Raw genomic sequence first — 24,881 nt, forward strand, 5'->3', positions numbered from 1 at the left:
TCTCCACAGTGCACCTCGGGCGCCCACTCTGGACATTTCCACAAAGCGGAATTACTATTCCAACAAGCAGAACGTAGCTACGCACAAACGGGCACTCGACAGGCCGCCGGGTAGGCTTCTGCCCTCCTGTCCGCCTCGAAAGGAACGCGCCGTGCCGACGTCCAGCGCCAGCGACGCCCCGACAGCAGACGCCGCCGCCAAGCCGGCCAACGGCGGCGGCGTCCAGTCCCTCGAGCGCGCCTTCGACCTGCTGGAGCGGATGGCCGACGCGGGCGGCGAGGTGGGCCTGAGCGAGCTCTCGGCGAGCAGCGGGCTGCCGCTGCCGACGATCCACCGGCTGATGCGCACCCTGGTCGCGTGCGGGTACGTCCGCCAGCAGCCCAACCGGCGCTACGCGCTCGGCCCGCGGCTGATCCGGCTCGGCGAGTCCGCCTCCCGCCTGCTCGGCACGTGGGCCCGCCCCTACCTGGCCCGGCTGGTCGAGGAGACCGGCGAGACGGCCAACATGGCGCTGCTGGACGGGGACGAGATCGTTTACGTCGCCCAGGTGCCGTCCAAGCACTCGATGCGCATGTTCACCGAGGTGGGCCGGCGCGTCCTGCCGCACTCCACGGGCGTGGGCAAGGCGCTGCTCGCGAGCTTCCCGGACGAGGAGGTGCGCTCCCTGCTGCTGCGCACCGGCATGCCGGCCGCGACGGAGAAGACGATCACCACTCCGGACGGCTTCCTCGCGGCGCTCGACGACGTCCGCCGGATCGGCTACGCCGTCGACGACAACGAGCAGGAGATCGGCGTCCGCTGCCTGGCGGTCCCGGTGCCCGACTCCCCCACCGCCGCCGCGATCTCCATCTCGGGACCGGCGGGCCGGGTGACGGAGGCGGCCACGGAACGGATCGTGCCGGTGCTGCAGCAGATCGCAGTGGAACTCTCCGAGGCCCTGGTCAGCCAGAACCCGGCGTGACGGCGGCGCAGCACAGGCCCCGCCGGCAGGCAGCTTTCGGCCACTGCGGCGGCTCCCCCGGCGTGGGCGGCCCCTAGCCCCGTCGCGGTGGTTCGCCGAAGAGGTCCACCGCGTCGCGTACGTCCGACAGGCCGCGCGAGAGCGCGCTCACCGATCCGATCGCACCCGCGATCAGCAGCAGTGAGCGGCGCAGGCGCGGGATCTCGGGCCTGCCGTCGGCGGTCATCGCGGCGAGTGCCGCGAGTTCGTCCTCGGCGACGGCGCGGTCGGGGAACTCCACGGGGAGCGTGGCGAGTTCACGGCGCAGCCGGGACACGGCGGTCCGCAGTCCCGCCACCCTAGGGTCCTCGTCGCTGCCGGTCACTGGCCTCTGCCCCAAGCTCCGCAACACAGCTCTCCCCCCTGGCACACCGTCGTGCACAGCCACACCCCGCTCCCCCGTGCGCCCCATGGCGCCGCTCGTGCGCCGGGGACGCGGGCCAGTAAACGCCACCGGGTGCCGATCCGCCACCACACGGACCGAAATTCAGTCCCTGGGGACCCGCCCCGCCCGCGCACCGTCAGGTATGCAGGAACCATGACGGATCAGAACGAACCCCCGGTCGCGGCGCTGCTGCTCGCCGCGGGTGGCGGACGCCGGCTCGGCGGCCGGCCCAAGGCGCTGCTGGAACACCGCGGCCGCCCACTGGTCGAGCACGCGGTCGCGGTGCTGCGCACGGCGGGCTGCACACGGGTGCACGTGGTCCTGGGGGCACGCGCCGACGCCGTACGGCAGCGGGCGGAGCTGTCCGGCTGCGTGCTGGTGGACAACCCGGAGTGGGAGCAGGGCATGGGTTCCTCGCTGCGCGCCGGGCTGGATTCCCTCGCCGGGACGGGGGCGCGGGCCGCGCTGGTGTCTCTCGTCGACCAGCCAGGGATCGGGCCGGAGGCGGTGGCCCGCGTGCTGGACGCCTACACGGACGAGTCCTCACTGGTTTCGGCCTCCTACGACGGTGTACGCGGCCATCCGGTGCTGTTCGGGGCCGCGCGCTGGACGGGCATCGCGGCGACCGCGACCGGCGACCGGGGGGCACGCGCGTACCTGAGGGAGCACGCGGGCCGGCTCCGTCTGGTGGAGTGCGGGGACGTGGCGCGGTCCTACGACATCGACACGGAGGCCGACCTGAGCCACCTTGAGTGAACGGGGTGGCACCCAGCGCCACCTTTCCTCGACCCGGAGAATCTCGACATCAACAAACCATTGAACTTCCACGATGAGAAAATTAATATCCACTGACCACAGGCACCCGACCGCACAGCGGGTGCGATATCGCCCATGCGTGCCCTCTGGCACCCGGTGCCACCGCTGAAGGAAGTGACAGCTCATGTCCGCACCAGCGCCGTCTCCGCTGGCCATCGTCGACGCCGAGCCTCTGCCCCGGCAGGAGGAGGTCCTCACCGACGCGGCGCTCGCCTTCATGGCCGAGCTGCACCGCCGGTTCACGCCTCGGCGTGACGAACTCCTCGCCCGCCGCGCGGAGCGCCGCGCCGAGATCGCCCGCACCTCCACGCTCGACTTCCTCCCGGAGACCGCACAGATCCGCGAGGACCCCACCTGGCGCGTCGCACCCGCCCCCGCCGCGCTGAACGACCGCCGCGTCGAGATCACCGGCCCCACCGACCGCAAGATGACCATCAACGCCCTGAACTCGGGCGCCCGGGTCTGGCTCGCGGACTTCGAGGACGCCTCCGCCCCCACCTGGGAGAACGTCGTCCTCGGCCAGCTCAACCTGATCGACGCCTACTCCCGCGACATCGACTTCACGGACGCCGGGTCCGGCAAGTCGTACGCGCTCAAGGCCGAGGAGGAGCTGGCGACGGTCGTCATGCGCCCGCGCGGCTGGCACCTGAACGAGCGCCACCTGACCGACGCCGACGGCACGCCCGTCCCCGGCGCCCTGGTCGACTTCGGCCTGTACTTCTTCCACAACGCCCAGCGCCTGCTCGACCTCGGCAAGGGCCCGTACTTCTACCTGCCGAAGACCGAGTCGCACCTGGAGGCCCGCCTCTGGAACGAGGTGTTCGTCTTCGCGCAGGACCACGTCGGCATCCCGCAGGGAACCGTCCGCGCCACCGTGCTGATCGAGACGATCACGGCCGCGTACGAGATGGAGGAGATCCTCTACGAGCTGCGCGACCACGCCTCCGGGCTGAACGCCGGCCGCTGGGACTACCTCTTCTCCATCGTCAAGAACTTCCGCGACGGCGGCCCGAGGTTCGTGCTGCCCGACCGCAACGCGGTGACGATGACGGCCCCGTTCATGCGCGCGTACACCGAGCTCCTCGTCCGCACCTGCCACAAGCGCGGGGCGCACGCGATCGGCGGCATGGCGGCGTTCATCCCGTCCCGCAGGGACGCCGAGGTCAACAAGGTCGCCTTCGAGAAGGTCCGCGCCGACAAGGACCGTGAGGCCGGCGACGGCTTCGACGGCTCCTGGGTGGCCCACCCCGACCTGGTCCCGATCGCCATGGAGTCCTTCGACAAGGTCCTGGGCGACAGGCCCCACCAGAAGGACCGGCTGCGTGAGGACGTGGCGGTCAAGGCGGAGGACCTCATCGCCGTCGACTCCCTGGACGCCAAGCCCACGTACGCCGGTCTCGTGAACGCGGTGCAGGTCGGCATCCGCTACATCGAGGCCTGGCTGCGCGGCCTGGGCGCGGTGGCGATCTTCAACCTGATGGAGGACGCCGCCACCGCCGAGATCTCCCGTTCGCAGATCTGGCAGTGGATCAACGCGGGCGTGGTCCTCGACAACGGCGAGCGGGTCACGGCCGAGCTGGCCCGCAAGGTCGCTGCCCAGGAGCTGGCGGCGCTGCGCGCCGACCTCGGCGAGGAGGCCTTCGCGGCCGGCAACTGGCAGCAGGCGCACGACCTGCTGCTGACCGTCTCCCTCGACGACGACTACGCCGACTTCCTGACGCTGCCGGCTTACGAGCAGCTCAAGGGCTGAGTCCTCGGGCCGCGGCTCACCTGTCCGAGTGGCCCAGGGACTTCCCCGGGGCCACTCGGTCGCGTACGAGCCGTTTGACCGCCGTGGGCTCGGGGAAGCCCTGCTCGCGGCGGTCCCAGACCACCTCGTCGTTCACGCGGACGACGAACACCCCGCCCGTGCCCGGCTTGAGGGCCAGCTCGGTCAGCTCGGCCTCGAAGGTCGTCAGCAGCTCCTGCGCCAGCCAGGCGGCGCGGGGCAGCCACTTGCACTGGGTGCAGTACTCGATCTGGACACGCTGGATCCCGGACGTCATCCCAGGTGCACCGACCAATCCTGTTCCGCGGGCGGTTTGCCGTGCAGGTCGGGGACCTGCTTGAGCCATTTCGGCCTGCCCTGCTGGGTCCTCGCCGCGCGCACGGCCTCCTCCGCGGCGATCTCCTCGCGGGTGGGGAAGTCCGTGGGCAGCCAGGCCCCGGAGGCCCGCACGCGCGCGTGCAGGTAGTCCACGTAGGCCTCCCGGGCCGCGTCGGGCGTGGCGAAGTCCTGGCCGTCGGCCAGCCAGGCGCCGGGCACCTCGGCGAGCACCTCGCGCAGCAGTTCCTCCGTGACACGCGGGGCCAGCTCGGCGTCGGCGGCCCGTACGTCGGGCGCGTAGTGGCCGAGGGCGTGGTGGCGGAAGTCGTACGCCTTCTCCGGGGCGGAGGTGTCCCAGCGGTGGTGGAAGACGAGGGCCGCACCGTGGTCGATCAGCCACAGACGCGGGGGTGCGACACCGAGGGTGGGCCAGAGCATGAGGTTGGAGCTGTGCACCGTGCGGTCGACGTTCACGGTCAGGGCGTCGAGCCAGACGATCCGTCCCGCCTCCAGCGGATCGACCCGGAACGTCTTCGCGATCTCCGGCGTGAAGTCCCTCGCTCCCGGCAGATGGTCCATGCCCAGATTGATCCCGCCACTGGCCGCGTGCAGATCGCGGACCTCCTGGTGCTCCTCGTGCCCGGCGATCACCGGGTCGAAGTGCACCAGGACCAGCTCGGGGAAGCGCAGGCCGAGCGCGCGCGCCAGTTCGCCGACGACCACCTCGGCGACCAGCGCCTTGCGGCCCTGCGCCGAGCCGGTGAACTTCACCACGTAGGTGCCGAGGTCGTCGGCCTCGACGACGCCGGGGACGGACCCGCCGGAGCGCAGGGGCTCGACGTAGCGGGTTGCAGTGACCTCTCTCAACATGTTCGAAGACCCCGTCGCGTATCCACCTTGAGTTCCATGGCCACCTTCGAGGTGCCGCAATCCGGGGAAACGCCCACGCTTGCCCCTGGGGACAATCTGGGGAGCCTCCGGCATGAAGTGAGCATAGTAACCACTCCCCCGCCTCCAGCATGATCGAGGCGTAGCCGCGGCGCAGCACATGGAAGCCGTCCTTCGTACCACGAACGGCTGGCGCGGGGTGCCTGCCCCAGAAGGGCTCGTCAGCCTGTTGACGAGCCCTTCACGCAATGGGGGTCAGGTCCCCGATCCGGGGGTGCTGGGGTTACTTGATGTAGACCAGGCCGTCGGTGGTGATGGTGGGCCGGCCGCTGGTGGCGACGACGACGATCTTGACGGTGTGCTTGGCGCTGCTGGTCCAGGTCTTGGTCCAGATCGCCTGTCGGTAGAGCGTGGTGGAGGACTTCAGGTCGACCGTGCTGACCTTGACGCCGTCGACGTAGACGTAGGCCTGACCCGAGGTGGAGGCCCGGGAGACCACCCAGGACGCGGAGCGGCCGGTGAAGGTCCAGGTGAGGCTGGCGCTCTTGGAGCCGCTGGAGTAGGACTTGCCGCCGAGATAGCTGGTGGAGGAACGGGTGGTCCAGCTGCCGGACTTCACCGCCGAGGTCTCCTGGAGGATCACGGGTGTGTAGGGGGCGGAGGCGGTGCGGTAGTTGCCGGCGTAGTCGAACGCCTGCATCGACCAGGTCGCGGCCGTACCGGAGTTGGCGGTGCGGCTGGAGGCGGTGGTGGCAGGCCCGAAGGTGGCGGCCGTCGGGGACACCAGCTTCACCTCGCGCAGCGCCTTGTCGTCGGCGGCCTTCCAGGTGAGGGTGACCGGGACGGCGGTCGTGTTGACCGTGCCGGTGCGCAGGGAGAGCTTCGGTGTGGTGGTGAAGGTGGGTGCGGTCGTCTCCGCGACGATGTTCAGCGCGGCGGTGGTCGCGGTCCTGCCGGACTGGTGCACGGCCCGCACGGCGACGGTGTGGCCGCCGGCCGCCAGGGTCGTGTTCGCGGAGGTGGCCGTACCGGAGGCGGTTGCCGCCACCTTGCCGTCGACCAGCAGCTCGTGCTTGGAGACGAGTGCGGCCGGTGTGGTGGCCGTCCACTTCACGGTGAGGGCGCCCTTGGTGTAGTAGGTCGAGCCCGACAGGCCCGCGCCGGTGACCGAGGTGACCTTCAGGCCCTGTACGGGGCCGGCTGCCCAGGCGCGGATGGTCGGCAGCTGGGGGTAGAGGGAGTTGCCGGGGCACTCGGTGTTGAAGGCGTCGCGGTGGCCGGAGATCCGGTTGAAGGTGTACTTGGTGCCCGCGGTGAAGCTGGTGCCAATGTAGTTCTTCTGGGTCGCTCCGGCGTTGAGCTGGACGGTGCCGGCCGGGTCGGCTCCGTACTGGCCGAGCTTCCAGGCCGCCACGCGGGCGACGGAGGCCAGCGCGGCGCTGGAGGCGCCGATGGAGGTGTGCTCGCCGAGCACCGCGATGCCGGTGGCCTCACGGTTCCAGCCGTAGGTGTGGGCGCCCAGCACCGGCAGGTCGACGCCGCCCTTGCGACCCTCGAACACGGTGCCGCACTTGTCGACGATGAAGTTGTAGCCGACGTCGTTCCAGCCGCTGACCTGCGTGTGGTAGGCGTAGATGCCCCTCACGAGGGACGCCGACTCGGCGCAGGAGTAGTCGTTGGCCCCGGTGGTGTGGTGGACGAAGACGGCCTTCACGTCGGCGTTGTACTCGGACGGGTCGGGGCTGAGCGACTCGTCCGCGCCCCAGCCGGCGCGCGAGGTGACCGGCGGCCTGGGCGCGGTCGACGGCGGCGCGGACGGCGTGGTGGCCGACGGGCTCGGGGACGGGCTCGTCGAAGTCGACGGGGATGCCGAGTCGGTGGGCGTCGCCGTGGCTGTGGTGTCGGTCGGAGCCGGGGACGTGGGGTCGCTCGGCTCCGGAGACGTGGTGGGCTGGCCGTCCGGCGGCGTGGTCGAACTGTCCGTAGGTGTCGGGTAATCGGTGGAAGTGGCCGCCGGGCTGCTCCCGTCGGCGACGAACGCCACCGGCTCGATGGCCCTGGCCTCGGCGTCAGTCACCACACCAGGGTCGACCAGATTGACCTCCAGCCCCTTGGGCAGCGCACCCGTGGTGCCGTCCTCGTGGACGACCTGGACCTGGACGCCGTCGGAGGGACCGACCCACAGCGGCTCGGACGCGCCGCGCATCCCGGCCTCAGGCTCCTCCGGCGGGTCGACGTTCACTTCCAGATCCCGCCAGGCACCCCACTCACCGCCTTCCAGGCCACGCGTGCGGACCTGCGCCGTCCCGTCGAGGCGCTTGACCGGCCCCGTCCAGGAGACACCCACCAGCGAGAACTGCTCGGTGTCCGTACGCGGCAGCTCCCGCTTGCCGCCCGCGGTCCCCTTCAGCGTGAGGTCGTAGACCTTTGCCGGCCGCTTGGCCCGGCCCTCCGCACCGGGGCCCGTCGGACTGGCGACGGCGTACGTCACCACCCCTCCGCCCCCCACGACCACCGCTGCGAGCGTCAGCCACGTCCGCCGTTTCAAGCTCAGTGGTCTGTACGCATGCGATGTACGACGACTCACGATGTATCCCACCCCACAGAAGGCCCGCAAAGGCCACGAACGAAAGTCACATGGGACACACCCCTCACGGGACGGCCCGGACTCCTCAGCGCAACCCGTCCGACAAACATCACGCGGGAAAAGGCTGTAGTGACGCAGATCACTGTGCCTGCGAGGCGTGAACGTCTCACAAGAGGTTGTCCTGCGCGACGGCGCGCGAGCAGACGGTCCGGCGCGGGCGGAGGGCCGCGTCGACGGTGAGACCGGATCACGTCGCCGTCGGCCATTCTGACGGCGCTTTCCTGCATCTAGAATCACCAGCCATGTCATGGCAACAGCAGGCCGACGACGGGGCGCAGGGTCTGCCGAAGGTGTACCGCCCGTCCGCCGAGACGGAGCCCGAGTACGACCGGTTCACCGATCCGGCGGCCGCCCACGGCTGGGAGAACGCGTACGACGCGACGCGTGAACTGCCGGTGATCCCGAGCGGCCATGGTCCCGAGGCGCCTGCCCAGGGGCGCGGTTCGCGGCGGCGAGCGCGGTCTGGGCGGGGCCCGCGGGCGCCCCGCCAGGCGGTCGTCGCCGTTGGCGTTCTCGGGTCCGTGGGGCTTGCCGTCGCGTTCGCCGTGGGCCTCACTTCCGGTTCCTCCGGGGTTCAGGGAGGTGTCGAGGAGCCGGCGCGACCGAAGACGGCTCCGTCCGTGACGCCGACGGAGGGGGGCGCTCCCTCCTCCTCCACCACCGCCGAGCCGTCCGGCACCGGCGATCCTGCCGCCGGAATCAAGGAGTCCCCCTCTGCGGGCGCCCCCCGGAGTGATGCGCCCGCGCACAGCGGGACCCCGACGCCCTCCTCCGCCTCGCCAACCGACCGGGACCCGTCCGCCACCGCGACTACGACCGGGCCGGGCAACAGCAGCGGCAAGCCCTCCCGGGGGCGCGGGGCGACCAAAGGCTCCAAACCCTGATTCGGTCGGCACCGCGGCCGCGGTTGTCGGCGTGCACGTCATGTGTACTCGCCGGAGCCCCGTCCGGCGAAGGCGCACGGGGCATGGACGGCCCGGTTGAACGCGCACAGACGGCGGTCATGGGCTGCACCGCTACGGCACCCGAGGCCCCCACTGCGGCCTCGGACACCGGAGTCCATCGTCTACGAGACGGCCGCTTTCACGACGCCGGCTTCCCCTGGCCGGCTGGGTTCTTCCGCTGCTCCTTCGAGTCCTCCTGCACCGTGGGCCCGTGCTTCCTCCCCTCGGGCGGCTTGGCCGTCGGCGTGCGCGTCGACTGAGCCAGCACCCCGGCGCAGTACGAGGCCACTTCCGCGGGGCCCCCTGCTGCTTCTTCCAGACGCTGCTGCACAGCGCTGTCCGCGGAGGCGCCCCTGCGTACCTGCTTCCCGTATGCGTGGCAGTGAGCCAACTGGTCCTTGGCCGTGAGCGGTCGTTCGGCACCGGTCTCGCCGCCCCGTCCCGGTGGAGTGGATGGGCCGGCTCCGCTCTCGGGATCGGCCGAAGGCGGCGATGAAATCGGTGAGGACGGCGATGCCTGACTCGAAGGTGACGAGGAGGGCCCCGTGGAGGGCACGGGGAACCCTCCCGTCGCCACGGCCACTCCGCCCAACAGGACTCCGCCGACGAGAGCACCGGCGCCGGCCCTGAACCAGCGCCTGCGCGGCGACGGCGCGGCAGGACGCCAGTCGTCAACCGGACGGGTGGGGAGGCTGACGGCCTGTTCGTCGCGAGCCTCACGGAACGCGGCCAGGATGTGCTCAGGTGTCTTCGGGGCAGAGGATGCCGTGCACGCGGCGGCGGCCAGGACATCGTCCAGCGTCGCCGGCCGCCGATCCTCCCCGCGGCTCACAGCGTCTCCATATCGGTTGGCGGTCATCTCGCATCTCCCAGCGGCTGGGAGTCGGAATCCGTCACATGCTCACTGCTGGGCGCCGCGAGCTGTCTGGCGAGCCGTCTCAGGCCGCGGTGCACGGCTGAGCGGACTGCGCCGGGGCGTTTGCCCATGACACGCGCCACGGAAGGTCCGTCGAGGCCGATCACTGTCTGGAGAAGTACGGCCTCTGCCTGCCGGCGAGGAAGTGTGGCGATCAGCGCGAGGGCCCGCTCGGTGGAGAGCGTCTCGAATGCCTCGGAGGCTGTGTCCTGGCGGGCCGGAAGGCCGACGAGGTCATTTTCCAGATAAGTGGCGCGGGGACGGCTCCTGAGCCGGCGGAGGTGATCGATGGCCCGATGGCGCGCGATGCTTGCCGTCCACGCCCGAAAGCCGGCTCCGTCGCCGCGAAAGCGGCTCAGGTCGCGCGCGATCTCGAGCCATGCGTCGGAAGCCACGTCCTCGGCGTCCTCGCCGACCATTCCCCGCAGAAACCTCAGCATGGGCGGCTGGACAAGTCGGTACGCCGTCGAGAAGGCAGCTTCGTCACCGCTCTGCGCCCGCGCCACTGCCTCTCCGAGTTCATCGTCGTACGCCTCCGGCTTGCGCCCGCCGTCCCCACCCTCTGCCACGCGTCCCTCTTCGTTCCGCTCTCACGACACGGGCGTGCCACGTGCATACCCCATCCATGCCAGCGTCAGCAGCAAACAGAACGTCACCCTGCTGCCCCAAACCACGGCCGCCAATTCGCCGGTGCTGGTTGGACGGTGCGACGCAAGGGCACTCGGCGATGGCTGCCAGGCAGCCGGCAGCCCGGTGCCAGGAGAGTGTGGAGGTACACGTGGCCGTTCGTCATCGTCTGATCAAAGCCCCTCCGGACACCGTGTGGGCCGTCCTGGCCGACGGCGACAAGTACCCGCGGTGGGTCGTCGGGCCCTCGGACGCCGAGCCGGTGCGTGGGCAGTGGCCTCACACGGGCGCGGCGATCCGCTACGAGGCCTCCCTCGGGCCGCTCCGGCTGTCCAACGAGACGGTCGTGCGCCGCTGCGAGGAAGGATCCGAGCTGGAGCTGGAGGCGCACGCGGGCCCACTGGGCACAGCGCGGATCGACATCGAACTGCGGCAGTGGGGCGAACACTGTCTCGTGCTCGTGGACGAGCATCCGCTCCAGGGAACGGGCGGCCTTCTGCACAACGCGGGCTTCGAGGTGCTGATCCAGCTGAGGCACCGCGCCATGCTCAGACGTCTCGCTCGCCTCTGCGAGGAGGAGGCGCGCCAGGGTGCGCGCCGTACGGCCGCCACGGCCGCCTCCAGCGGGGCCGCCCCGGGCAGGCGTGGGACCGGCCGTGCCTGACGCCGTCGTGATCGGAGCCGGGCCCAACGGGCTGGTGGCCGCCAATCTCCTGGCGGACGCCGGGTGGAGTGTGCAAGTCCTGGAGGAGCAATCTCAACCGGGCGGCGCGGTCCGTCACGACCGGGGAGTCGATCCAGGTTTCGTCCACGACCTCTTCAGCTCCTTCTACCCGCTGGCCGCGGCCTCCCCCGTGCTCGCCGGGCTGCGGCTGGAGGAGCACGGGCTGCGATGGAGCCACGCGCCGAGCGTGCTGGCCCACCCCCTCACCGACGGCACCTGTGCCCTGCTCGACCGGCGCCTCGACACCACGTCCGCGTCCCTCGACGACTTCGCGGCGGGCGACGGAGCGGCCTGGCAGCGGCTGCACGAGCTGTGGGATCGACTACAGCCCGAGCTGCTGAACGCCCTGTTCACGCCGTTCCCGCCGGTCCGCACCACGGCCCGGCTGGCCTTCCGGCTCCGGGCCGCCGGCGGGCTGCGCACGGCGCGCTCGCTCGTTCTGCCCGTGCGCCGGCTGGGCGAGGAAGAGTTCCGCGGGGAGGGCGGCCGCCTGCTGCTCGCGGGCAGTGCGCTCCACGCCGATCTGGCCCCCGAGTCGGCCGGCAGCGGAGGGTTCGGCTGGCTGATGGCCATGCTGGGCCAGACCTACGGCTTTCCCGTGCCCGTCGGCGGTTCCGGCGCGCTCACCGAGGCCCTGGTCCGGCGGCTGCGCGCACGCGGTGCCAGGCTCGACTGCGAGGAGCGCGTCGAGCGGATCGTCTTGCGTGGCGGACGGGCCGTGGGCGTGCGCACCGCGGGCGGGCAGACGGTGGCCGCCCGGCGAGCGGTCCTGGCGGACGTGTCGGTGCCCGCCCTCTACGGCGAGCTGGTGGACGCAGAGCATCTGCCCGCGCAGTTGCTGGCCGACCTAAGCCGCTTCCAGTGGGACTTCGCCACCTTCAAGGTGGACTGGGCACTGAACGGGCCGGTGCCCTGGCGGGCGGAGCAGGCCCACCGGGCCGGGACCGTGCACGTGGCCGACGGAATGGACGAGCTCACCCGCTTCGCCGCCCAGATCGCCATGCGTCAGGTGCCTGACCGGCCCTTCCTGCTGTTCGGCCAGATGACCACCGCGGATCCGGCACGCTCGCCGCACGGCACCGAGTCCGCGTGGGCCTACACCCATGTGCCTCACGACATCCGCGCCGATGCGGGCGAGGAGGGCATCAGCGGGCGGTGGGACCCCGGGGACCAGGAACGCATGGCCGACCGGGTCGAACGCCAGGTGGAACGCCTCGCCCCAGGCTTCCGCGCGCTGATCCGCGCCCGCCGCATCCTGGCGCCCCCGACCCTGCAGACACTCGACGGCAACCTGGTCGGCGGCGCCATCAACGGCGGCACGACCGCGCTGCACCAGCAGCTCTTCTTCCGCCCGGTACCCGGCACCGGGCGCCCCGAGACCGCCGTGCCGGGCCTCTTCCTGGCCTCCTCCGGGGCACATCCCGGCGGTGGCGTACACGGCGCGCCCGGAGCGAACGCCGCGCGGGCGGCGCTCCACCCACGCCGCCTGCCCGGCCTGGCGGGCGCCCAGAAACTACTCACTCGGCGCGACCGTACCGGCGCCAGGCGCTGAGCCCTCGCCACGTTGTTCCCGGCGGGCGCACGCCCGTATCGGCGGGACGGTCCGAAGGAGGCCTCATGAAGGACCAACGGGACAGTACCGACCGTCGGCAGCGACGCCCCGACGGCGTCAGCGACAAGACCGTCGAAGCGCTCGGCGCGCTGTCCAAAGCCCTGGAGACGACGGAACGGGCGAGAGGCCGCCTGTACGACTTCCACCAGCTCACCGGCACCGCGGACCTGCAACTGGACCGCGCGGTGGAGTTGCTGGACGAGGCGGGGCACCCCCAATGGGCGCAGAGGGTCCGCACGGAGATCCTCGGGCGCAATGTCATCCCCGGCCACTGGACGTTCCAGATCGTCGATTCCTACGACGCCGGCTACTACCGGCCCTTCCAGGAGCTGAAGACCGGGGCGGTGCGGGAGCTGGCCGAGGGCCTCGACCACCTGTACGAGGCGGAGATGAAGGAGACCCGTCGAACGACCGGACACCCCGACCACACCGCCGGTCCGACCACGCCGGACGCGTGACCGCGCCCCGCGCATCCCGGCACGCCGTACGGCGGGAAGTGGTTTCCGCAAGCGTGGACGCCGAGCCGGAGCAGATGAGGAGGTCTCGCCGATGAACAGCAGTCCGCTGGGCGACCGGACGGTCGTGGTGACCGGAGCTGCCCGCGGCCTGGGTGCGGCGCTGGCCCGCGAAGCGGCGGGGCGGGGCGCCCAGGTGGCCTTGCTCGGGCACGAGAGGCCCGCGCTCGAGGAGGTCGCGGCGGCCCTGCCCACCATGGCGCTCGCCCTGGAGGTCGACGTCACCGACCTGGCGGCACTCGACTCCGCCGCGCACACCGTACGGGCCCGTCTGGGACCGGCCTCCGTCGTGATCGCCAACGCCGGCATCGCCGAGGGCGGCCCCTTCCTCTCGTCGGACCCGTTCACCTGGCGACGCGTCGTGGATGTGAACCTCACCGGCAGCGCCTACACCGCTCGGGCGTTCCTGCCCGACCTGATGGCCACGGCGGGTCACTTCTGCCAGGTCGCGTCCTTGGCCTCGCTCGGGGCGGCCCCCTTGATGAGCGCCTACTGCGCCTCCAAGGCCGGCGTCGAGGCCTTCTCCCACAGCCTCAGGGCCGAGGTGGCACACCACGGCGTCAGCGTGGGCATCGCCTACCTGAACTGGATCGACACCGACATGGTGCGCGACGCCGACCGGTACGCCGTACTGCGGCAACTGCGCCTCCACATGCCGCCGCCCGCGCGGCGTGTGTACAGCGCGGAAGCGGTCGCCGAGCGGATCGTCAGCGGCGTGGAGCGTCGGCGCACGGCCGTCTACGCGCCGCCCTGGCTCCGGCTGATGCAGCCGGTACGTGCCGCGCTGCCTCCGCTGGTCATGCGCCTGTCCCGAAGGCGTCTGCCCCGTCTGGAGGCGGAGGAGCCCTTCGAGCCGACCGGACTGCTCGGCGCGGGCGGCGAGGCCGACCGCGCCACGAGGGGACGCACCCTCTGAGAGGCGTGTCTCTCAAGCGCTCGGCGGGTTCCCGGGATCATGTGCCGAGCGGGGTTCCGATCACCGCCGAGGGGTACCTGGGCGGCCATGGCCAAATGCGGCCGAATACGGAGAGCCTTACGCGCTTTGGGCAACTCCAGGCGATTCGCCTGTCAGGCCGCTGACGGCAGCGGTCATGACCGTAGTTCTCTTCGCTTGCATGGAGGAACCATGTCCCACTCCAACCCGCTGAAGGCCGCCGCCGGAAAGCTGACCGACGCTCTGCGCGGCGACGGGCCCGCCGAGGGCATTCCCGGCGCCCCTTCTCCGGAACCCGTACCGGTCGAGGAACCTGTCGAGCCGCGGGGACCGCTGCCGCCCAAGCCTGACCAGGGAACGCCGGAGACCGTCAGTCCCACCGGCCAGCCGACCGGCGCGGAGCCCGCGCGCAAAGCGCAGAGCGGCCCTTACCTGACCACGGCACAGGGCGCCCGCCTGTACGACACCGACCACTCGCTCAAGGCGGGCGCACGCGGACCGGTCCTGCTTCAGGACCACCACCTGCGTGAGAAGATCATGCACTTCGACCACGAGCGCATCCCCGAGCGCGTGGTCCACGCCCGCGGCAGCGCGGCCCACGGTGTCTTCGCGGCCTACGGCACCGCAGAGAACGTCACCCGGGCGGCGTTCCTGCGCAAGGGCACCGAGACCCCCGTCTTCGTCCGCTTCTCCACGGTGCTCGGGTCCCGCGGCTCGGCCGACACGGTCCGCGACACCCGCGGGTTCGCCACCAAGTTCTACACCGAGGAGGGAGTCTTCGACCTCGTCGGCAACAACATCCCGGTGTTCTTCATCCAGGACGCCATCAAATTCCCCGACGTCATCCATGCCGGCAAGCCCCACCCCGACCGGGAGATCCCGCAAGCGCAGAGCGCCCACGACACCTTCTGGGACTTCGTCTCGCTGCACACCGAGGCCCAGCACCACACCATGTGGAACATGTCGGACCGTGGCATCCCGCGTTCGTTCCGGACCATGGAGGGCTTCGGCGTCCACACCTTCCGCCTCGTGGACGCACAGGGCGGGACCTCGCTGGTGAAGTTCCACTGGAAGCCGAAACTCGGAGTGCACTCCCTGGTCTGGGAGGAAGCCCAGATCGCCGCCGGCGTCGATCCCGACTTCCACCGCCGCGACCTCGCCGACGCGATCGAAGCCGGTGCGTTCCCGCAGTGGGAGCTGGGTCTGCAGGTCTTCCCGGACACCCCGGAGCAGACCTTCGAGGGCATCGACCTGCTCGACCCGACCAAAATCGTTCCCGAGGAGCTGGCCCCGGTCCAGCCGGTCGGCCTGCTGACGCTCAACCGCAACCCGAGCAACTTCTTCGCCGAGACGGAGCAGGTCGCCTTCCACGTCGGCCACCTGGTGCCGGGCATCGACGTCACCGACGACCCGCTGCTGGCCGGCCGGCTCTTCTCCTACCTGGACACCCAGCTCACGCGTCTGGCCGGCCCCAACTTCAGCCAGATCCCGATCAACCGGCCGCACGCCCCGGTCAACGACATGCTGCGTGACGGCTTCCACCAGCAGGCCGTGCACAGCGGGGTGGCGCCCTACAAGCCGAACTCCCTGGACGGCGGCTGCCCGTTCTTCGCCGGAGCGGACACCGGGGCCTTCATCGAGACACCCGTCGAGGTACCGGCCGCCCGCAAGGTCCGCGAAGCCCCTGCCGGCTTCGACGACCACTTCAGCCAGCCCCGCCTGTTCTGGCTGAGCATGTCCTCGGTGGAACGCGAGCACATCGTCGCCGCCTACACCTTCGAGCTCGGCAAGTGCTGGAGCGACGCCATCAAGGAACGGCAGCTGCGCGCGCTCGCCGACATCGACGCCGAGCTGTGCGCCCGGGTCGCCGAGGGACTGGGCCTGCCCGCCCCGGACGCCACCCAGCCACCCGTCGACGTGCAGCCGAGCCCGGCCCTGTCCCAGGTCGGACAGGAATGGCCGTCCGACGGCCGGATCGTCGGGATCGTCACCGACGGCACCACCGACGCCGAGGGGGTGCGCACACTCCGCCAGGCCGTGCTGGACGCAGGCATGGTGCCGCTCGTCATCGCACCAGCCGGTGGAAAGCTCGGCACGGACGACGGCGCGATCACCGTCCAGCGGACCTTCGCGACCGCCCGGTCGATCGAGTTCGACGCCATCGTCCTGGCCGGTGCACCGGCACTGGGCGGCGACGCCCACGGCGCCCGGGACGCGAAGGCCGGCGAGCCGGCACCGCCTGGCGCCGCGCTGGATCCGAGGCTGCTGCTTCTCGTGTCCGAGGCGTTCCGGCACGCCAAGGCCGTCGGCGGGTGGGCCGGTGCCGAGGCGGTCCTGCAAGCGGCCGGAATCCCCGCCGACGCGCCAGGAGTCGTCATCGCCGACAGCGGCGCTGCAGTCCTGACCGCGGTGACCCCGCTGCTCGCCCACCACCGCGTCTGGGATCGCTTCCCCGCCGCGCTCTGAACGCCCACCCGCCTCCGCAGGGCCCCGCCAGGTCACATGGCGGGGCCCACCGGCGCCGTCACCGGCTTCGGAGACCGGCTCCCGGCACTCCCGTGACCGCGCGAGACCGCGCGCGGAGGAGTCGGCCGGTCTGCCAGGGGTACGCGACCGGGGCCATCCCGGAACCGAGCTCGTTCTGGATTCAGTCCAGAAGTTGCTGATGTCATGGCAGCGGAGTTCACTGGCTGGGGTGAGCGAAGCGACCTGGTATCGCCTCAGGACGGAGGACCGCTCATGACTCAGGAGCCCCAAACGGCCCCGTACACCACCAACAACTCCGGCATCCCGGTGGAGAGTGACGAACACTCGCTCACCGTGGGGGCCGACGGCCCCATCCTGCTCCAGGATCACTACCTCATCGAGAAGATGGCCCAGTTCAACCGGGAACGGGTGCCCGAGCGGGTGGTACACGCCAAGGGCAGCGGGGCGTACGGGTTCTTCGAAGTGACCAACGACATCAGCCAGTTCACCAAGGCGGATCTGTTCCAGCCCGGCAAACGCACGCCGATGCTGGCGCGGTTCTCGACCGTCGCCGGCGAGCAGGGTTCGCCGGACACCTGGCGCGACCCGCGCGGCTTCGCCCTGAAGTTCTACACCGAGCAGGGCAACTACGACATGGTCGGCAACAACACGCCGGTCTTCTTCGTGCGCGACACGATCAAGTTCCAGGACTTCATCCGGTCCCAGAAGCGCCACCCGGTGACCGGGCTGCGCAGCAACGACATGCAGTGGGACTTCTGGACCCTGTCCCCCGAGTCCGCGCACCAGGTGACCTGGCTGATGGGCGACCGGGGCATCCCGAAGACCTACCGCCACATGAACGGCTACTCGTCGCACACCTACATGTGGATCAACGGCGGCGGGGAACGGTTCTGGGTGAAGTATCACTTCAAGACCGACCAGGGCATCGACTTCCTCACCCAGGAGGAGGCGGACGAGCTGGCCGGGTCGGACGCGGACAAACACCGCCGCGACCTGTTCGAGGCGATCGAGTCCGGGAACGCGCCGAGCTGGAGTCTGAAGGTCCAGATCATGCCGTTCGAGGACGCCGCGGACTACCGCTTCAACCCGTTCGACCTCACCAAGGTGTGGCCGCACGGCGACTACCCGCTCATCGACGTCGGCCGGATGGTCCTCGACACCAACCCCGAGGACTACTTCGTCCACATCGAGCAGGCCGCGTTCGAGCCGTCCAACCTGGTGCCCGGCGTCGGCCCGTCGCCGGACAAGATGCTGCTGGGCCGCCTGTTCTCGTACCCGGACACCCACCGGTACCGGATCGGCCCGAACTACGCCCAGCTCCCGCCGAACCGGCCGCACGCCCCGGTGAACTCCTACGCCAAGGACGGCCCGATGCGGTACGAGCCGTCCAGGGCCTCGATGCCGTACGCGCCGAACTCGTACGGCGGCCCGGCCGCGGACTTCGGCCGCTTCGGCGACGCCGCGAGCTGGCACACCGCCGGTGAGCTGGTCCGCGAGGCGACCAAGCTGCACGCCGAGGACGACGACTGGGGTCAGGCCGGGACCATGGTCCGCCAGGTCCTGGACGACGCCGCCCGGGACCGGCTGGTCTCGAACGTCAGCGGCCATCTGCTCCAAGGCGTGTCCCGTCCGGTGATGGACCGCGCGCTCCAGTACTGGAGGAACATCGACAAGACGGTCGGCGACCGCATCGCCGCGAAGGTCAACGGCGGTTGAGGCTGCGGCTCCTGACGCCGGTGACGAAGGCGGCCCAGCCGGCCGCCGGGAGGACCAGCACGTCTCCGTGCGGGAACCTGCTGTCGCGCACGGGGTCGGGCGTCGGCTCCTGACCGGTCACAGCAGGGGTGCGGTGCCGCCCGTCTGTGTCAGCAGCGCCAGGTGGTCGAGGTCTCCGGGCGGCGGACTCGTCATCGACCACAGCGGTGCGGGCGAGCCGTCGGCGACCGCGGCCGGGGCGTCGGTCAGGTTCATGCGCTCCCGCAGCCGCCCGTAGAAGTCCATCGGCTCCAGCCGTACGGCCCGCAGCCGGCGAGGGGCGGCGTACACGCCGATCCAGTCCCCGGGGTCCAGCACGCCCCGCAGCTGGCCGTCGATGCTGACCGCGGCCGGGCCCGACCGTTCGAGGACCCGTAGTCCCACGGGCTCGTCGGGGGCCGTGACGACCGAGCGGTTGAACGCCATGTGCGGGGCGACCGGCGTGAAGACGAGGGCCTCGGCACGGGGCGAGACGACGGGGCCGCCGGCGGCGAAGCTGTAGGCGGTCGAGCCGGTCGGCGTGGCCACCAGGAGTGCGTCGGCGGAGTAGGAGGCGAGGAGCCGGCCGGACACGTAGACGCCGACCGAGACCTGCCGGTCCCTGGCCAGCTTCTCCACGACGACGTCGTTGAGCGCGGTGACGTCCAGCGGGATGCCCCACTCCGGGTCGACCGTGCAGTCCGGGCGCACCTGGGGAGGCGGCAGCAGCGGCCCGCGGCCGAACCGCACCCATGTTTCCATGCCCGTCGGCACCTCCAGGCGGCGCGAGGCCCGCAGGGCGAGCAGCATACGGCTGTCGATCCGGAGCCGGTCCTCACGCACCGCGTCCAGCGCCGCACGCACAACGGCCACCGGCACCTCGGTGAGGAAACCCACCCGCCCCACGTCGACCCCGAGGACCAGGGCGTCGTTCTCCGCGGCCAGCCGGGCACCGCGCAGGAAGGTGCCGTCGCCGCCCAGGGTGACGATGAGATCGGGATTGCCCGCGGCCGCGACCTCCTCACCGGCGCTGCGCCGCCCGCCGTCGTGCCAGACGTCGATGTCCGTGCAGCGGACCTCGTGCTCCTCGCACCACGCACGGACCACGCAGGCGGCATCCTTGGCCTCCGTGCGCCCGCCGTGCACGACCATGCCGAGTCGGCTCACTTCCATCTCTGCCTCCAGGACGGCTCGTTCGGACGCGAGGGGACGTCGCTGTGGACGCACACGCTCGGGCGACGGGGCCGGATCCGGTCCGGACGGGGCCGCCGGTCGCCTCGTGTCCGGGAGCGCCTCACCTCCAGGATCGCCTCATCGGCCCACCCGCGCGCCTTCGGAGCGGCACCGGGAGCGACATCCGCCGGACCGGCACCCCTCCGGAGGCCGAGACGCCGGTTCGGCGGTTGTGTCGCGGGCCGGTCAGGCGGCCAGGCGCTCGGCGAGCTGCTTGGCCTTGAAGGCCGCCTCCTGGAGGGCACGGTCGCGGGAGGCTTCGAAGAGCGGGATCAGCTGGGTCATCGCCGGGTTGTGCGGGGCCATGGTGAGCTCCGGGACGATGAAGTCCACCTCCAGGGCAAGGGTTTCACCCAGGACCGCCCGCAGGTAGTTCTGCACGTACTCGAAGGGCTCCTTCGGCGTTCCCGGCGCGTAGGAGCCGCCACGACTGGCGACCACGGTGACCGGGGTGCCCTTGGCCGAAGGGGTCTCGCCCACGGTGCGGCCGAAGAGGATCACGTTGTCCAGCCAGGCCTTGAGCGTGGACGGGATCGCGTAGTTGTACATCGGCGCGCCGATCAGCACGGCGTCCGCCTGCTCCACCTCCTCGATCAGCCTCACCCGCTCCGCGAAGGCGGCGGCCTGCTCGGAGGTGTGGGTGTCGGGATCCGCGAAGCCGGCGGTGTGGGAGTGGGCGGTGATGTGCGGGACGGGGTTCGCGGCGAGGTCGCGGTAGATGACCGTGCCGTCGGGGTGCTGCTCCAGCCAGGTCTTGCGGAAGGTGTCCGCGACCGTGCGGGACGAGGACGCCTCGCCCGGGAAGACCGACGAGTCGATGTGCAGCAGGGTGGCCATGCGTGTCTCCAGAGAAAGCGATGCCCGAGGCGATGCACCAAGGGGCTGAGTTCTAGTACGTAGCTATTGATAACATGGGAGCTTACTTTTTTTCATCCCCGCACTGGAGGGTAGTACCCTGGGGGCATGACGGACGTGCAGAGCCACGACGCAGGGGCGTGCAAGCGGGTGGACGAGGGCATCACCCGCGTTTTCCAGCTGCTGGGAAAGCGCTGGACCGGCCCGATCGTGGCGGTGCTGGTGGGGCAGCCCGCGCACTTCGCGGATCTGTGCCGGGCGATTCCCGGCATCAGTGAGCGCATGCTCTCCGACCGGCTGAGCGAGCTGGGCGCGGCGGGGCTTGTCGTGCGCCAGGTCGACGAAGGGCCGCCGCTGCGGGTCTCCTACCGGCTGACCCAGGCGGGAGCCGCGCTCGAACCCGCACTTCAGCAGCTCGGCGAGTGGGCCAAGGAACACCTGCCGGAATGACCGCTCAGTCGGTGCTCTGCTCGACCCAGACGATCTTTCCTTCCTCGGTGTAGCGGGTCCCCCAGCGGTCGGAGGAGCGAGCCACGAGCAGCAGCCCGCGACCGCCCTCGTCGGTGGTACGGGCGTGTCGCAGCCGCGGGGAGGTGCTGCTGCCGTCGGACACCTCGCAGGTCAGGACGTGGCTGCGGATGAGCCGGAGCGTCACGGGCGGCTTGCCGTACCGGATCGCGTTGGTGACCAGTTCGCTGACGATCAGTTCGGTGACGAAGGACGCTTCGCTCATGTCCCAAGCGGTGAGCTGCCGGGTGACGAGGGAGCGGGCCGTGGCGACCGTGGCCGGGTCGCTCGGGAGGTCCCACGAGGCGACGTGGCCCGGGCCCAGTTCGTGGGTGCGGGCGACCAGGACGGCGGCGTCTTCGCGGGGTCGGGGCGGAACCAGCGTGTCGGTCAGCGTGGCGCACGTCGACTGCACGGGGAGCGGCGGGTGGGCGAGCAGGGCGGTCAGGCGGTTCTCGCCCGGAGGGGCCGGGGCCTGTTCCGGCTCTTCCCGCTCTTCCGGCTCTTCCCGCTCTTCCGGCGGGAACGCCTGGAGAAGCCCAGGGGTGTAGAGGACGAGCGTGGAGTTCTCGGGGACCTCGAAGTCCTCCTTGCCGAACGGCGCGCCCGGGCAGCACAGCGTGTCGCCGACGGGACGCTCCACCCTTCTCACCGTGCCGTCCGGAAGCACCACGACGGGCCAGGGGTGACCCGCGTTGGAGGCCGAGCAATGCCGGGACAAGGGGTCGTAGATCAGATAGAGGCAGGTGGCCCCGCATTCCCGCCCGTGGCCAGGCGTCCCTCCGTCCGGCGCCGACACCGACTGGTGGTCACTCACGGAGCCGTTCGCCCCGCCGGTCCCGCGCACCATGTCGTCGAGCCGGGCGAGCAGTTCGTCCGGTTCCAGGTCCAGGTCCGACAGCGTGTGCAGGGCGGCCCGCAGCCGTCCCGCCGCGGCGGCGGACTGGATGCCGCGACCCGGCACCCGGCCGGCCACGAGGGCCACCCGGGACCCGGAGAGCGGCACGACGTCGACCCAGTCGCCGCCGGAGCCCGCGGACACGTAGGCGTGCGCCACGTCCAGTGCCTGCTGATGCGGAAGTCCGCACGGGCGCAGGGCGTGCTGCAGGGCGACCAGGGAGTTGTGCTCACTCAGATGCCGGCGGGCGTTGTCGAGGCTCTCGGCCGTGCGCCGGGCGAGTTGGGCGACGAGGACCAGATCGTCCGGCCCGAAATGCCTGCGTTCTCCCCAGCGGCAGAAAGTCGCGAGCCCGAGCACCCGGTCCTGCGCGACCAGCGGCGCGACGATCAGCGAGTGGACCTCCTCCCCGGTCCCCGTGGGCGTCCTCATGCCCCGCAGTACCTTCCGTCCCAGCGCGGAGAGCGGATCGACCAGGCGTGGCTCAAGGTCTGCGAGGGCCTCGCCGGGGGCCGCCGGTGGCAGCGGGTCCTCGGGGGCGCCGGCCGTCCCGGAGGGCTCGTCGTCGCGGGAGCGGGCAGCCGCCCGGCGCAGGACGGTGCCGGGTCGTACGGGCCCGGCCTCCAGGCCCTCGCCCGCGAGGACCCCTTCCAGCACTTCGACGGCGACGCTGTCGGCCGCGATCGGCACCGACACCTCCGCCAGGCCCCGGGCCGTGTCCAGCGCGTCGAGCGTGGCGCCGATCCGCGTGCTGGCCTGGGCGAGCACGGTCAGCCGCTGAACGGCCAGGTGGCGGTCGGTGACGTCGACGGTGGCGTCCGCGATGCCGAGGACCCTGCCGTCAGCGTCCTCCATCCGGAAGACGGAGGCGGAATAGACGTGCTCGTGCTCGGGATCGCCCGGGGGGTACACCCGCTTCTCGACGCCGACCGCCGGCTCTCCGGTGGCGAGCACCTGCGCCATGACCCGCTCCACCGACTGCACGCCGAAGCCGGACCACACCTCCGTCGGGCGCCTGCCCAGGGCCTCCTCGACGGAGGTGCCCTGCATGCCCTCGGCCGCGGCGTTGAACCGCAGCATGCGCAGCTGGGGGTCGAGGAGGAACAGTCCCGTGGGAGAGCGCGTGAAGAGCATCTCCAGAAGCGCCCGCTCCAGTTCCGGGGTCCCGCCCAGCTGTGCGGTCCCGCCCGGCTCCCCCACACCGTCCAGCTGTGCGGTCCCGTTCGACTGTGTTGTCCCGTCCAGCTCGACGGTGTCGTCCGGCTCCGCGGGAACCAGCAGCACGTCCCACCCCGTGCCCGTGTCCGTGCGCTGGGGCCGGACCGCCAGCCGGCACCTCACCACCCCGCCGTCGCGGTGCCGCAGCGCGACGGTGAAGTCCTCGCAGGCGGCGGCAGTGAGCCCGTTGGCGGCCATGCCCGCCAACAGGTCCAGGGCCGGACGGCCCCGCACGTCCTCCTCCGGGTAGCCGAGCAGCTTCTGGGCGGCGGGGCTCCATCTCGCCAGCAGACCCTGCTGATCGACCATGACGTGAATCCGCTCCCGGACCACGGGGCCGTGAACCGGGCGACGGGTGGTGTGCGACGCAGACATAACGATCAGCCCTCACTCGCCACAGAGCCCTGCATCCGTCCAGTCTCCTCCAGGGCCCGCGTGCGCGCACAAGCTCTGTGTCACCCGGTCACGGGGTGCGGGCGCGCGGACCCGCACCCACGCCCCCAGGCCCAGGCAGGCCCGGTCCCCGTCCCGTCTCAGACCATGAGGCTGACGCGGTCGTGGACGCCGAGAAGGCTCTTGCCGTAGACCTCCAGGCCGACGGCGGGGACGAGGCCGGCGTGGCGGGCCGCGGTGTTGGCGTCCCTCCAGATGCGCTGGAGCAGGCCGTCATCGGCGAACGCGGACGAGCCGTGCGCGTCGAGCAGCGTGCTGATCGCCTCGACCACCTGCTGGGCCGCGTAGCCGGCGCGGGCCCGGATGTGCGCGCGCGTGGCGTAGTCCAGCGGTCCGAGCACGCCGCGGTCGACCTCGTCGACGGCCTGGTAGGCGAGCAGCCGGGCGGTCTCCCACCGCAGCGCGGCCTGCGCGATCTGGGTCTGGACACCGACCGAGTCGGCCTGCCGGCCGTGCACGGTGAACGCGAGCGGCTTCGAGCCCGCGGCCTCCACGACGGTGTCCAGCGCCGCCTTGCCCAGCCCGAGCAGCGGCCCGACCAGGCTCAGCAGCAGCATCGGCCCGAACGCCGCGCCGTACAGCGCCTCGTCCCGGTCGGAGCGGGGATAGACCCCTTCCGCCGCCGCCGGCACCGACAGCACCCGGTGCTCGGGAACGAACACGTTCTGCCCGACCAGGGTGTTGCCGGCGGTGCCCCGCATGCCCGCCATGCGCCAGGTGTCCTCGACGACGAGGTCCGAGGCCGGGACCAGCACCAGCGCCTGGTCCCCGACCGAGCCGTCCGCGTCCCTCAGCAGCGCGCCGACGGCCGCCCAGGTCGCGTACGGGGCACCCGAGTTGTACGACCAGCGGCCCGTCACCCGCCAGCCGCCGGGCACCCGCTCCCCGACACCCGTCGGCGCCGCCACTCCGGTCACCCGCGCGTCGGGGTCGGCGCCGAACACGTCCTCCTGCGCCTGGTCCGGGAACAGGCAGGTCAGCCAGTTCGTCACCGAGATGATCATCCCGACCCAGGCCGCCGAGCCGTCCCCCTCCCCCAGCGCCTCCGACACCTCCGTGAGCGTCCGCAGGTCCGTCTCGTAGCCGCCGAACCGCCGAGGCGTCAGCAGCCGGAACACGCCCGCCTCCGCCAGCGCGTCGACGACCTCCTGCGGCACCATCCGGTCCGCGTCCCCGCGCGCCGCGCACTCCCGCAGCAACGGCCGCAACGCGGCGGCCCGTGCCACGAGTTCCTCTCGTGCGGTCTCGATGGACGGCACGCTCGCCGCACCCTCACGTCCGGCGTCGCTCACCGCGTACTCCTCGCGGACACTCATCGTGTCGTCACTCATTGCGTTGTCACGCATCGTGTTGTCCTCATTGCGTTGTCACGCATCGCGTCGTCGTTCACTGCGTCGTAGTT

21 protein-coding genes are annotated in these 24,881 nt (G+C 71.4%); 11 read left to right on the top strand and 10 right to left on the bottom strand.

Annotation, left to right across the window (positions count from 1 at the left end):
* Positions 1–151 precede the first annotated feature (151 nt).
* Positions 152–961, top strand: coding sequence for an IclR family transcriptional regulator (locus ACFV6X_RS00475; RefSeq protein ID WP_385375435.1), 810 nt, complete (start codon positions 152–154; stop codon positions 959–961).
* Between the two features lie 73 nt (positions 962–1,034).
* Here the strand turns inward: ACFV6X_RS00475 and ACFV6X_RS00480 are convergent, their stop codons facing one another.
* Positions 1,035–1,352: a DUF5955 family protein gene (locus tag ACFV6X_RS00480; RefSeq protein ID WP_385375438.1), complete on the bottom strand. Its 318-nt coding sequence runs from the start codon at positions 1,350–1,352 to the stop codon at positions 1,035–1,037.
* A 186-nt stretch (positions 1,353–1,538) separates the two neighbouring features.
* Here ACFV6X_RS00480 and ACFV6X_RS00485 point away from each other — a divergent pair, with 186 nt between their 5' ends.
* Positions 1,539–2,141, top strand: coding sequence for an NTP transferase domain-containing protein (locus ACFV6X_RS00485; protein ID WP_385375441.1), 603 nt, complete (start codon positions 1,539–1,541; stop codon positions 2,139–2,141).
* A gap of 184 nt (positions 2,142–2,325) precedes the next feature.
* Positions 2,326–3,951 carry a malate synthase A gene (gene aceB / locus ACFV6X_RS00490; protein ID WP_385375443.1) on the top strand — a complete coding sequence of 542 codons (1,626 nt, stop codon included), beginning with the start codon at positions 2,326–2,328 and terminating at the stop codon, positions 3,949–3,951.
* 16 nt (positions 3,952–3,967) lie between these two features.
* On the opposite strand, the gene ACFV6X_RS00495 is transcribed toward aceB, so the two are convergent.
* From ACFV6X_RS00495 to ACFV6X_RS00505, 3 genes are all read right to left on the bottom strand, one after another.
* The gene (locus ACFV6X_RS00495; protein WP_365443867.1) at positions 3,968–4,246 is read right to left on the bottom strand and encodes a SelT/SelW/SelH family protein; all 279 of its coding nucleotides are present in this window, start codon (positions 4,244–4,246) and stop codon (positions 3,968–3,970) included.
* Positions 4,243–5,157: a HipA family kinase gene (locus ACFV6X_RS00500; RefSeq protein WP_385375446.1), complete on the bottom strand. Its 915-nt coding sequence runs from the start codon at positions 5,155–5,157 to the stop codon at positions 4,243–4,245. The genes ACFV6X_RS00495 and ACFV6X_RS00500 overlap by 4 nt, the downstream gene beginning before the upstream one ends.
* A 301-nt stretch (positions 5,158–5,458) precedes the next feature.
* Positions 5,459–7,723 (bottom strand): N-acetylmuramoyl-L-alanine amidase, encoded by a 2,265-nt coding sequence (locus ACFV6X_RS00505; RefSeq protein ID WP_385375449.1) that lies wholly within the window; start codon positions 7,721–7,723, stop codon positions 5,459–5,461.
* Positions 7,724–8,064: 341 nt separating this feature from the next.
* Here ACFV6X_RS00505 and ACFV6X_RS00510 point away from each other — a divergent pair, with 341 nt between their 5' ends.
* A complete protein-coding gene (locus ACFV6X_RS00510) occupies positions 8,065–8,706 on the top strand; it encodes a hypothetical protein (protein WP_385375451.1) in 642 nt (213 codons plus the stop codon).
* 915 nt (positions 8,707–9,621) lie between these two features.
* Here the strand turns inward: ACFV6X_RS00510 and ACFV6X_RS00515 are convergent.
* Positions 9,622–10,251 carry an RNA polymerase sigma factor gene (locus ACFV6X_RS00515; protein WP_385375454.1) on the bottom strand — a complete coding sequence of 210 codons (630 nt, stop codon included), beginning with the start codon at positions 10,249–10,251 and terminating at the stop codon, positions 9,622–9,624.
* A gap of 209 nt (positions 10,252–10,460) precedes the next feature.
* Here ACFV6X_RS00515 and ACFV6X_RS00520 point away from each other — a divergent pair, with 209 nt between their 5' ends.
* The 6 genes from ACFV6X_RS00520 (at position 10,461) to ACFV6X_RS00545 (ending at position 18,297) form a co-directional block, all read left to right on the top strand.
* Positions 10,461–10,973, top strand: a complete 513-nt coding sequence (locus tag ACFV6X_RS00520) for an SRPBCC family protein (protein ID WP_385375457.1) — start codon at positions 10,461–10,463, stop codon at positions 10,971–10,973.
* On the top strand, positions 10,966–12,585 hold the full coding sequence (locus ACFV6X_RS00525; protein WP_385375460.1) for a phytoene desaturase family protein: 1,620 nt from the start codon (positions 10,966–10,968) through the stop codon (positions 12,583–12,585). The genes ACFV6X_RS00520 and ACFV6X_RS00525 overlap by 8 nt, the downstream gene beginning before the upstream one ends.
* A 65-nt stretch (positions 12,586–12,650) precedes the next feature.
* Entirely contained in the window at positions 12,651–13,103 is a 453-nt protein-coding gene (locus ACFV6X_RS00530) for a hypothetical protein (protein WP_385375463.1), read from the top strand.
* A 91-nt stretch (positions 13,104–13,194) separates the two neighbouring features.
* Entirely contained in the window at positions 13,195–14,076 is an 882-nt protein-coding gene (locus ACFV6X_RS00535; RefSeq protein WP_385375466.1) for an SDR family oxidoreductase, read from the top strand.
* A 210-nt stretch (positions 14,077–14,286) separates the two neighbouring features.
* Positions 14,287–16,560: a catalase gene (locus ACFV6X_RS00540; RefSeq protein WP_385375469.1), complete on the top strand. Its 2,274-nt coding sequence runs from the start codon at positions 14,287–14,289 to the stop codon at positions 16,558–16,560.
* A gap of 273 nt (positions 16,561–16,833) precedes the next feature.
* Positions 16,834–18,297 (top strand): catalase, encoded by a 1,464-nt coding sequence (locus ACFV6X_RS00545; protein ID WP_385375471.1) that lies wholly within the window; start codon positions 16,834–16,836, stop codon positions 18,295–18,297.
* Here ACFV6X_RS00545 and ACFV6X_RS00550 read toward each other — a convergent pair.
* From ACFV6X_RS00550 to ACFV6X_RS00560, 3 genes are all read right to left on the bottom strand, one after another.
* On the bottom strand, positions 18,284–18,388 hold the full coding sequence (locus ACFV6X_RS00550; protein WP_385375474.1) for a DUF397 domain-containing protein: 105 nt from the start codon (positions 18,386–18,388) through the stop codon (positions 18,284–18,286). The two genes, ACFV6X_RS00545 and ACFV6X_RS00550, sit on opposite strands and share 14 nt — an antisense overlap.
* A gap of 26 nt (positions 18,389–18,414) precedes the next feature.
* Positions 18,415–19,488 carry an NAD(+)/NADH kinase gene (locus ACFV6X_RS00555; protein WP_385375477.1) on the bottom strand — a complete coding sequence of 358 codons (1,074 nt, stop codon included), beginning with the start codon at positions 19,486–19,488 and terminating at the stop codon, positions 18,415–18,417.
* 246 nt (positions 19,489–19,734) lie between these two features.
* Entirely contained in the window at positions 19,735–20,385 is a 651-nt protein-coding gene (locus ACFV6X_RS00560; protein WP_385375480.1) for an FMN-dependent NADH-azoreductase, read from the bottom strand.
* A 126-nt stretch (positions 20,386–20,511) separates the two neighbouring features.
* Between ACFV6X_RS00560 and ACFV6X_RS00565 the strand changes: the two genes are divergently transcribed.
* Positions 20,512–20,853, top strand: coding sequence for a winged helix-turn-helix transcriptional regulator (locus ACFV6X_RS00565; RefSeq protein ID WP_385375483.1), 342 nt, complete (start codon positions 20,512–20,514; stop codon positions 20,851–20,853).
* A gap of 4 nt (positions 20,854–20,857) precedes the next feature.
* Here the strand turns inward: ACFV6X_RS00565 and ACFV6X_RS00570 are convergent, their stop codons facing one another.
* Complete coding sequence (locus ACFV6X_RS00570; RefSeq protein ID WP_385375486.1) at positions 20,858–23,335, bottom strand: SpoIIE family protein phosphatase; 2,478 nt, start codon at positions 23,333–23,335, stop codon at positions 20,858–20,860.
* A gap of 224 nt (positions 23,336–23,559) precedes the next feature.
* A complete protein-coding gene (locus tag ACFV6X_RS00575; protein WP_385375489.1) occupies positions 23,560–24,825 on the bottom strand; it encodes an acyl-CoA dehydrogenase family protein in 1,266 nt (421 codons plus the stop codon).
* Between the last annotated feature and the right edge of the window lie 56 nt (positions 24,826–24,881).

Source organism: Streptomyces sp. NPDC059861 (assembly GCF_042731435.1).
Taxonomy (GTDB): Bacteria; Actinomycetota; Actinomycetes; order Streptomycetales; family Streptomycetaceae; genus Streptomyces.

Excerpts from the sequence above, each read along its gene's own strand:
- ACFV6X_RS00530 (WP_385375463.1), top strand. The coding sequence starts at position 12,651 with ATGAAGGACCAACGGGACAGTACCGACCGTCGGCAGCGACGCCCCGAC.
- aceB (WP_385375443.1), top strand. The coding sequence starts at position 2,326 with ATGTCCGCACCAGCGCCGTCTCCGCTGGCCATCGTCGACGCCGAGCCT.
- ACFV6X_RS00495 (WP_365443867.1), bottom strand. The coding sequence starts at position 4,246 with ATGACGTCCGGGATCCAGCGTGTCCAGATCGAGTACTGCACCCAGTGC.
- ACFV6X_RS00485 (WP_385375441.1), top strand. The coding sequence starts at position 1,539 with ATGACGGATCAGAACGAACCCCCGGTCGCGGCGCTGCTGCTCGCCGCG.
- ACFV6X_RS00510 (WP_385375451.1), top strand. The coding sequence starts at position 8,065 with ATGTCATGGCAACAGCAGGCCGACGACGGGGCGCAGGGTCTGCCGAAG.
- ACFV6X_RS00535 (WP_385375466.1), top strand. The coding sequence starts at position 13,195 with ATGAACAGCAGTCCGCTGGGCGACCGGACGGTCGTGGTGACCGGAGCT.
- ACFV6X_RS00575 (WP_385375489.1), bottom strand. The coding sequence starts at position 24,825 with ATGCGTGACAACGCAATGAGTGACGACACGATGAGTGTCCGCGAGGAG.
- ACFV6X_RS00545 (WP_385375471.1), top strand. The coding sequence starts at position 16,834 with ATGACTCAGGAGCCCCAAACGGCCCCGTACACCACCAACAACTCCGGC.
- ACFV6X_RS00560 (WP_385375480.1), bottom strand. The coding sequence starts at position 20,385 with ATGGCCACCCTGCTGCACATCGACTCGTCGGTCTTCCCGGGCGAGGCG.
- ACFV6X_RS00540 (WP_385375469.1), top strand. The coding sequence starts at position 14,287 with ATGTCCCACTCCAACCCGCTGAAGGCCGCCGCCGGAAAGCTGACCGAC.
- ACFV6X_RS00565 (WP_385375483.1), top strand. The coding sequence starts at position 20,512 with ATGACGGACGTGCAGAGCCACGACGCAGGGGCGTGCAAGCGGGTGGAC.
- ACFV6X_RS00500 (WP_385375446.1), bottom strand. The coding sequence starts at position 5,157 with ATGTTGAGAGAGGTCACTGCAACCCGCTACGTCGAGCCCCTGCGCTCC.
- ACFV6X_RS00555 (WP_385375477.1), bottom strand. The coding sequence starts at position 19,488 with ATGGAAGTGAGCCGACTCGGCATGGTCGTGCACGGCGGGCGCACGGAG.
- ACFV6X_RS00570 (WP_385375486.1), bottom strand. The coding sequence starts at position 23,335 with ATGGTCGATCAGCAGGGTCTGCTGGCGAGATGGAGCCCCGCCGCCCAG.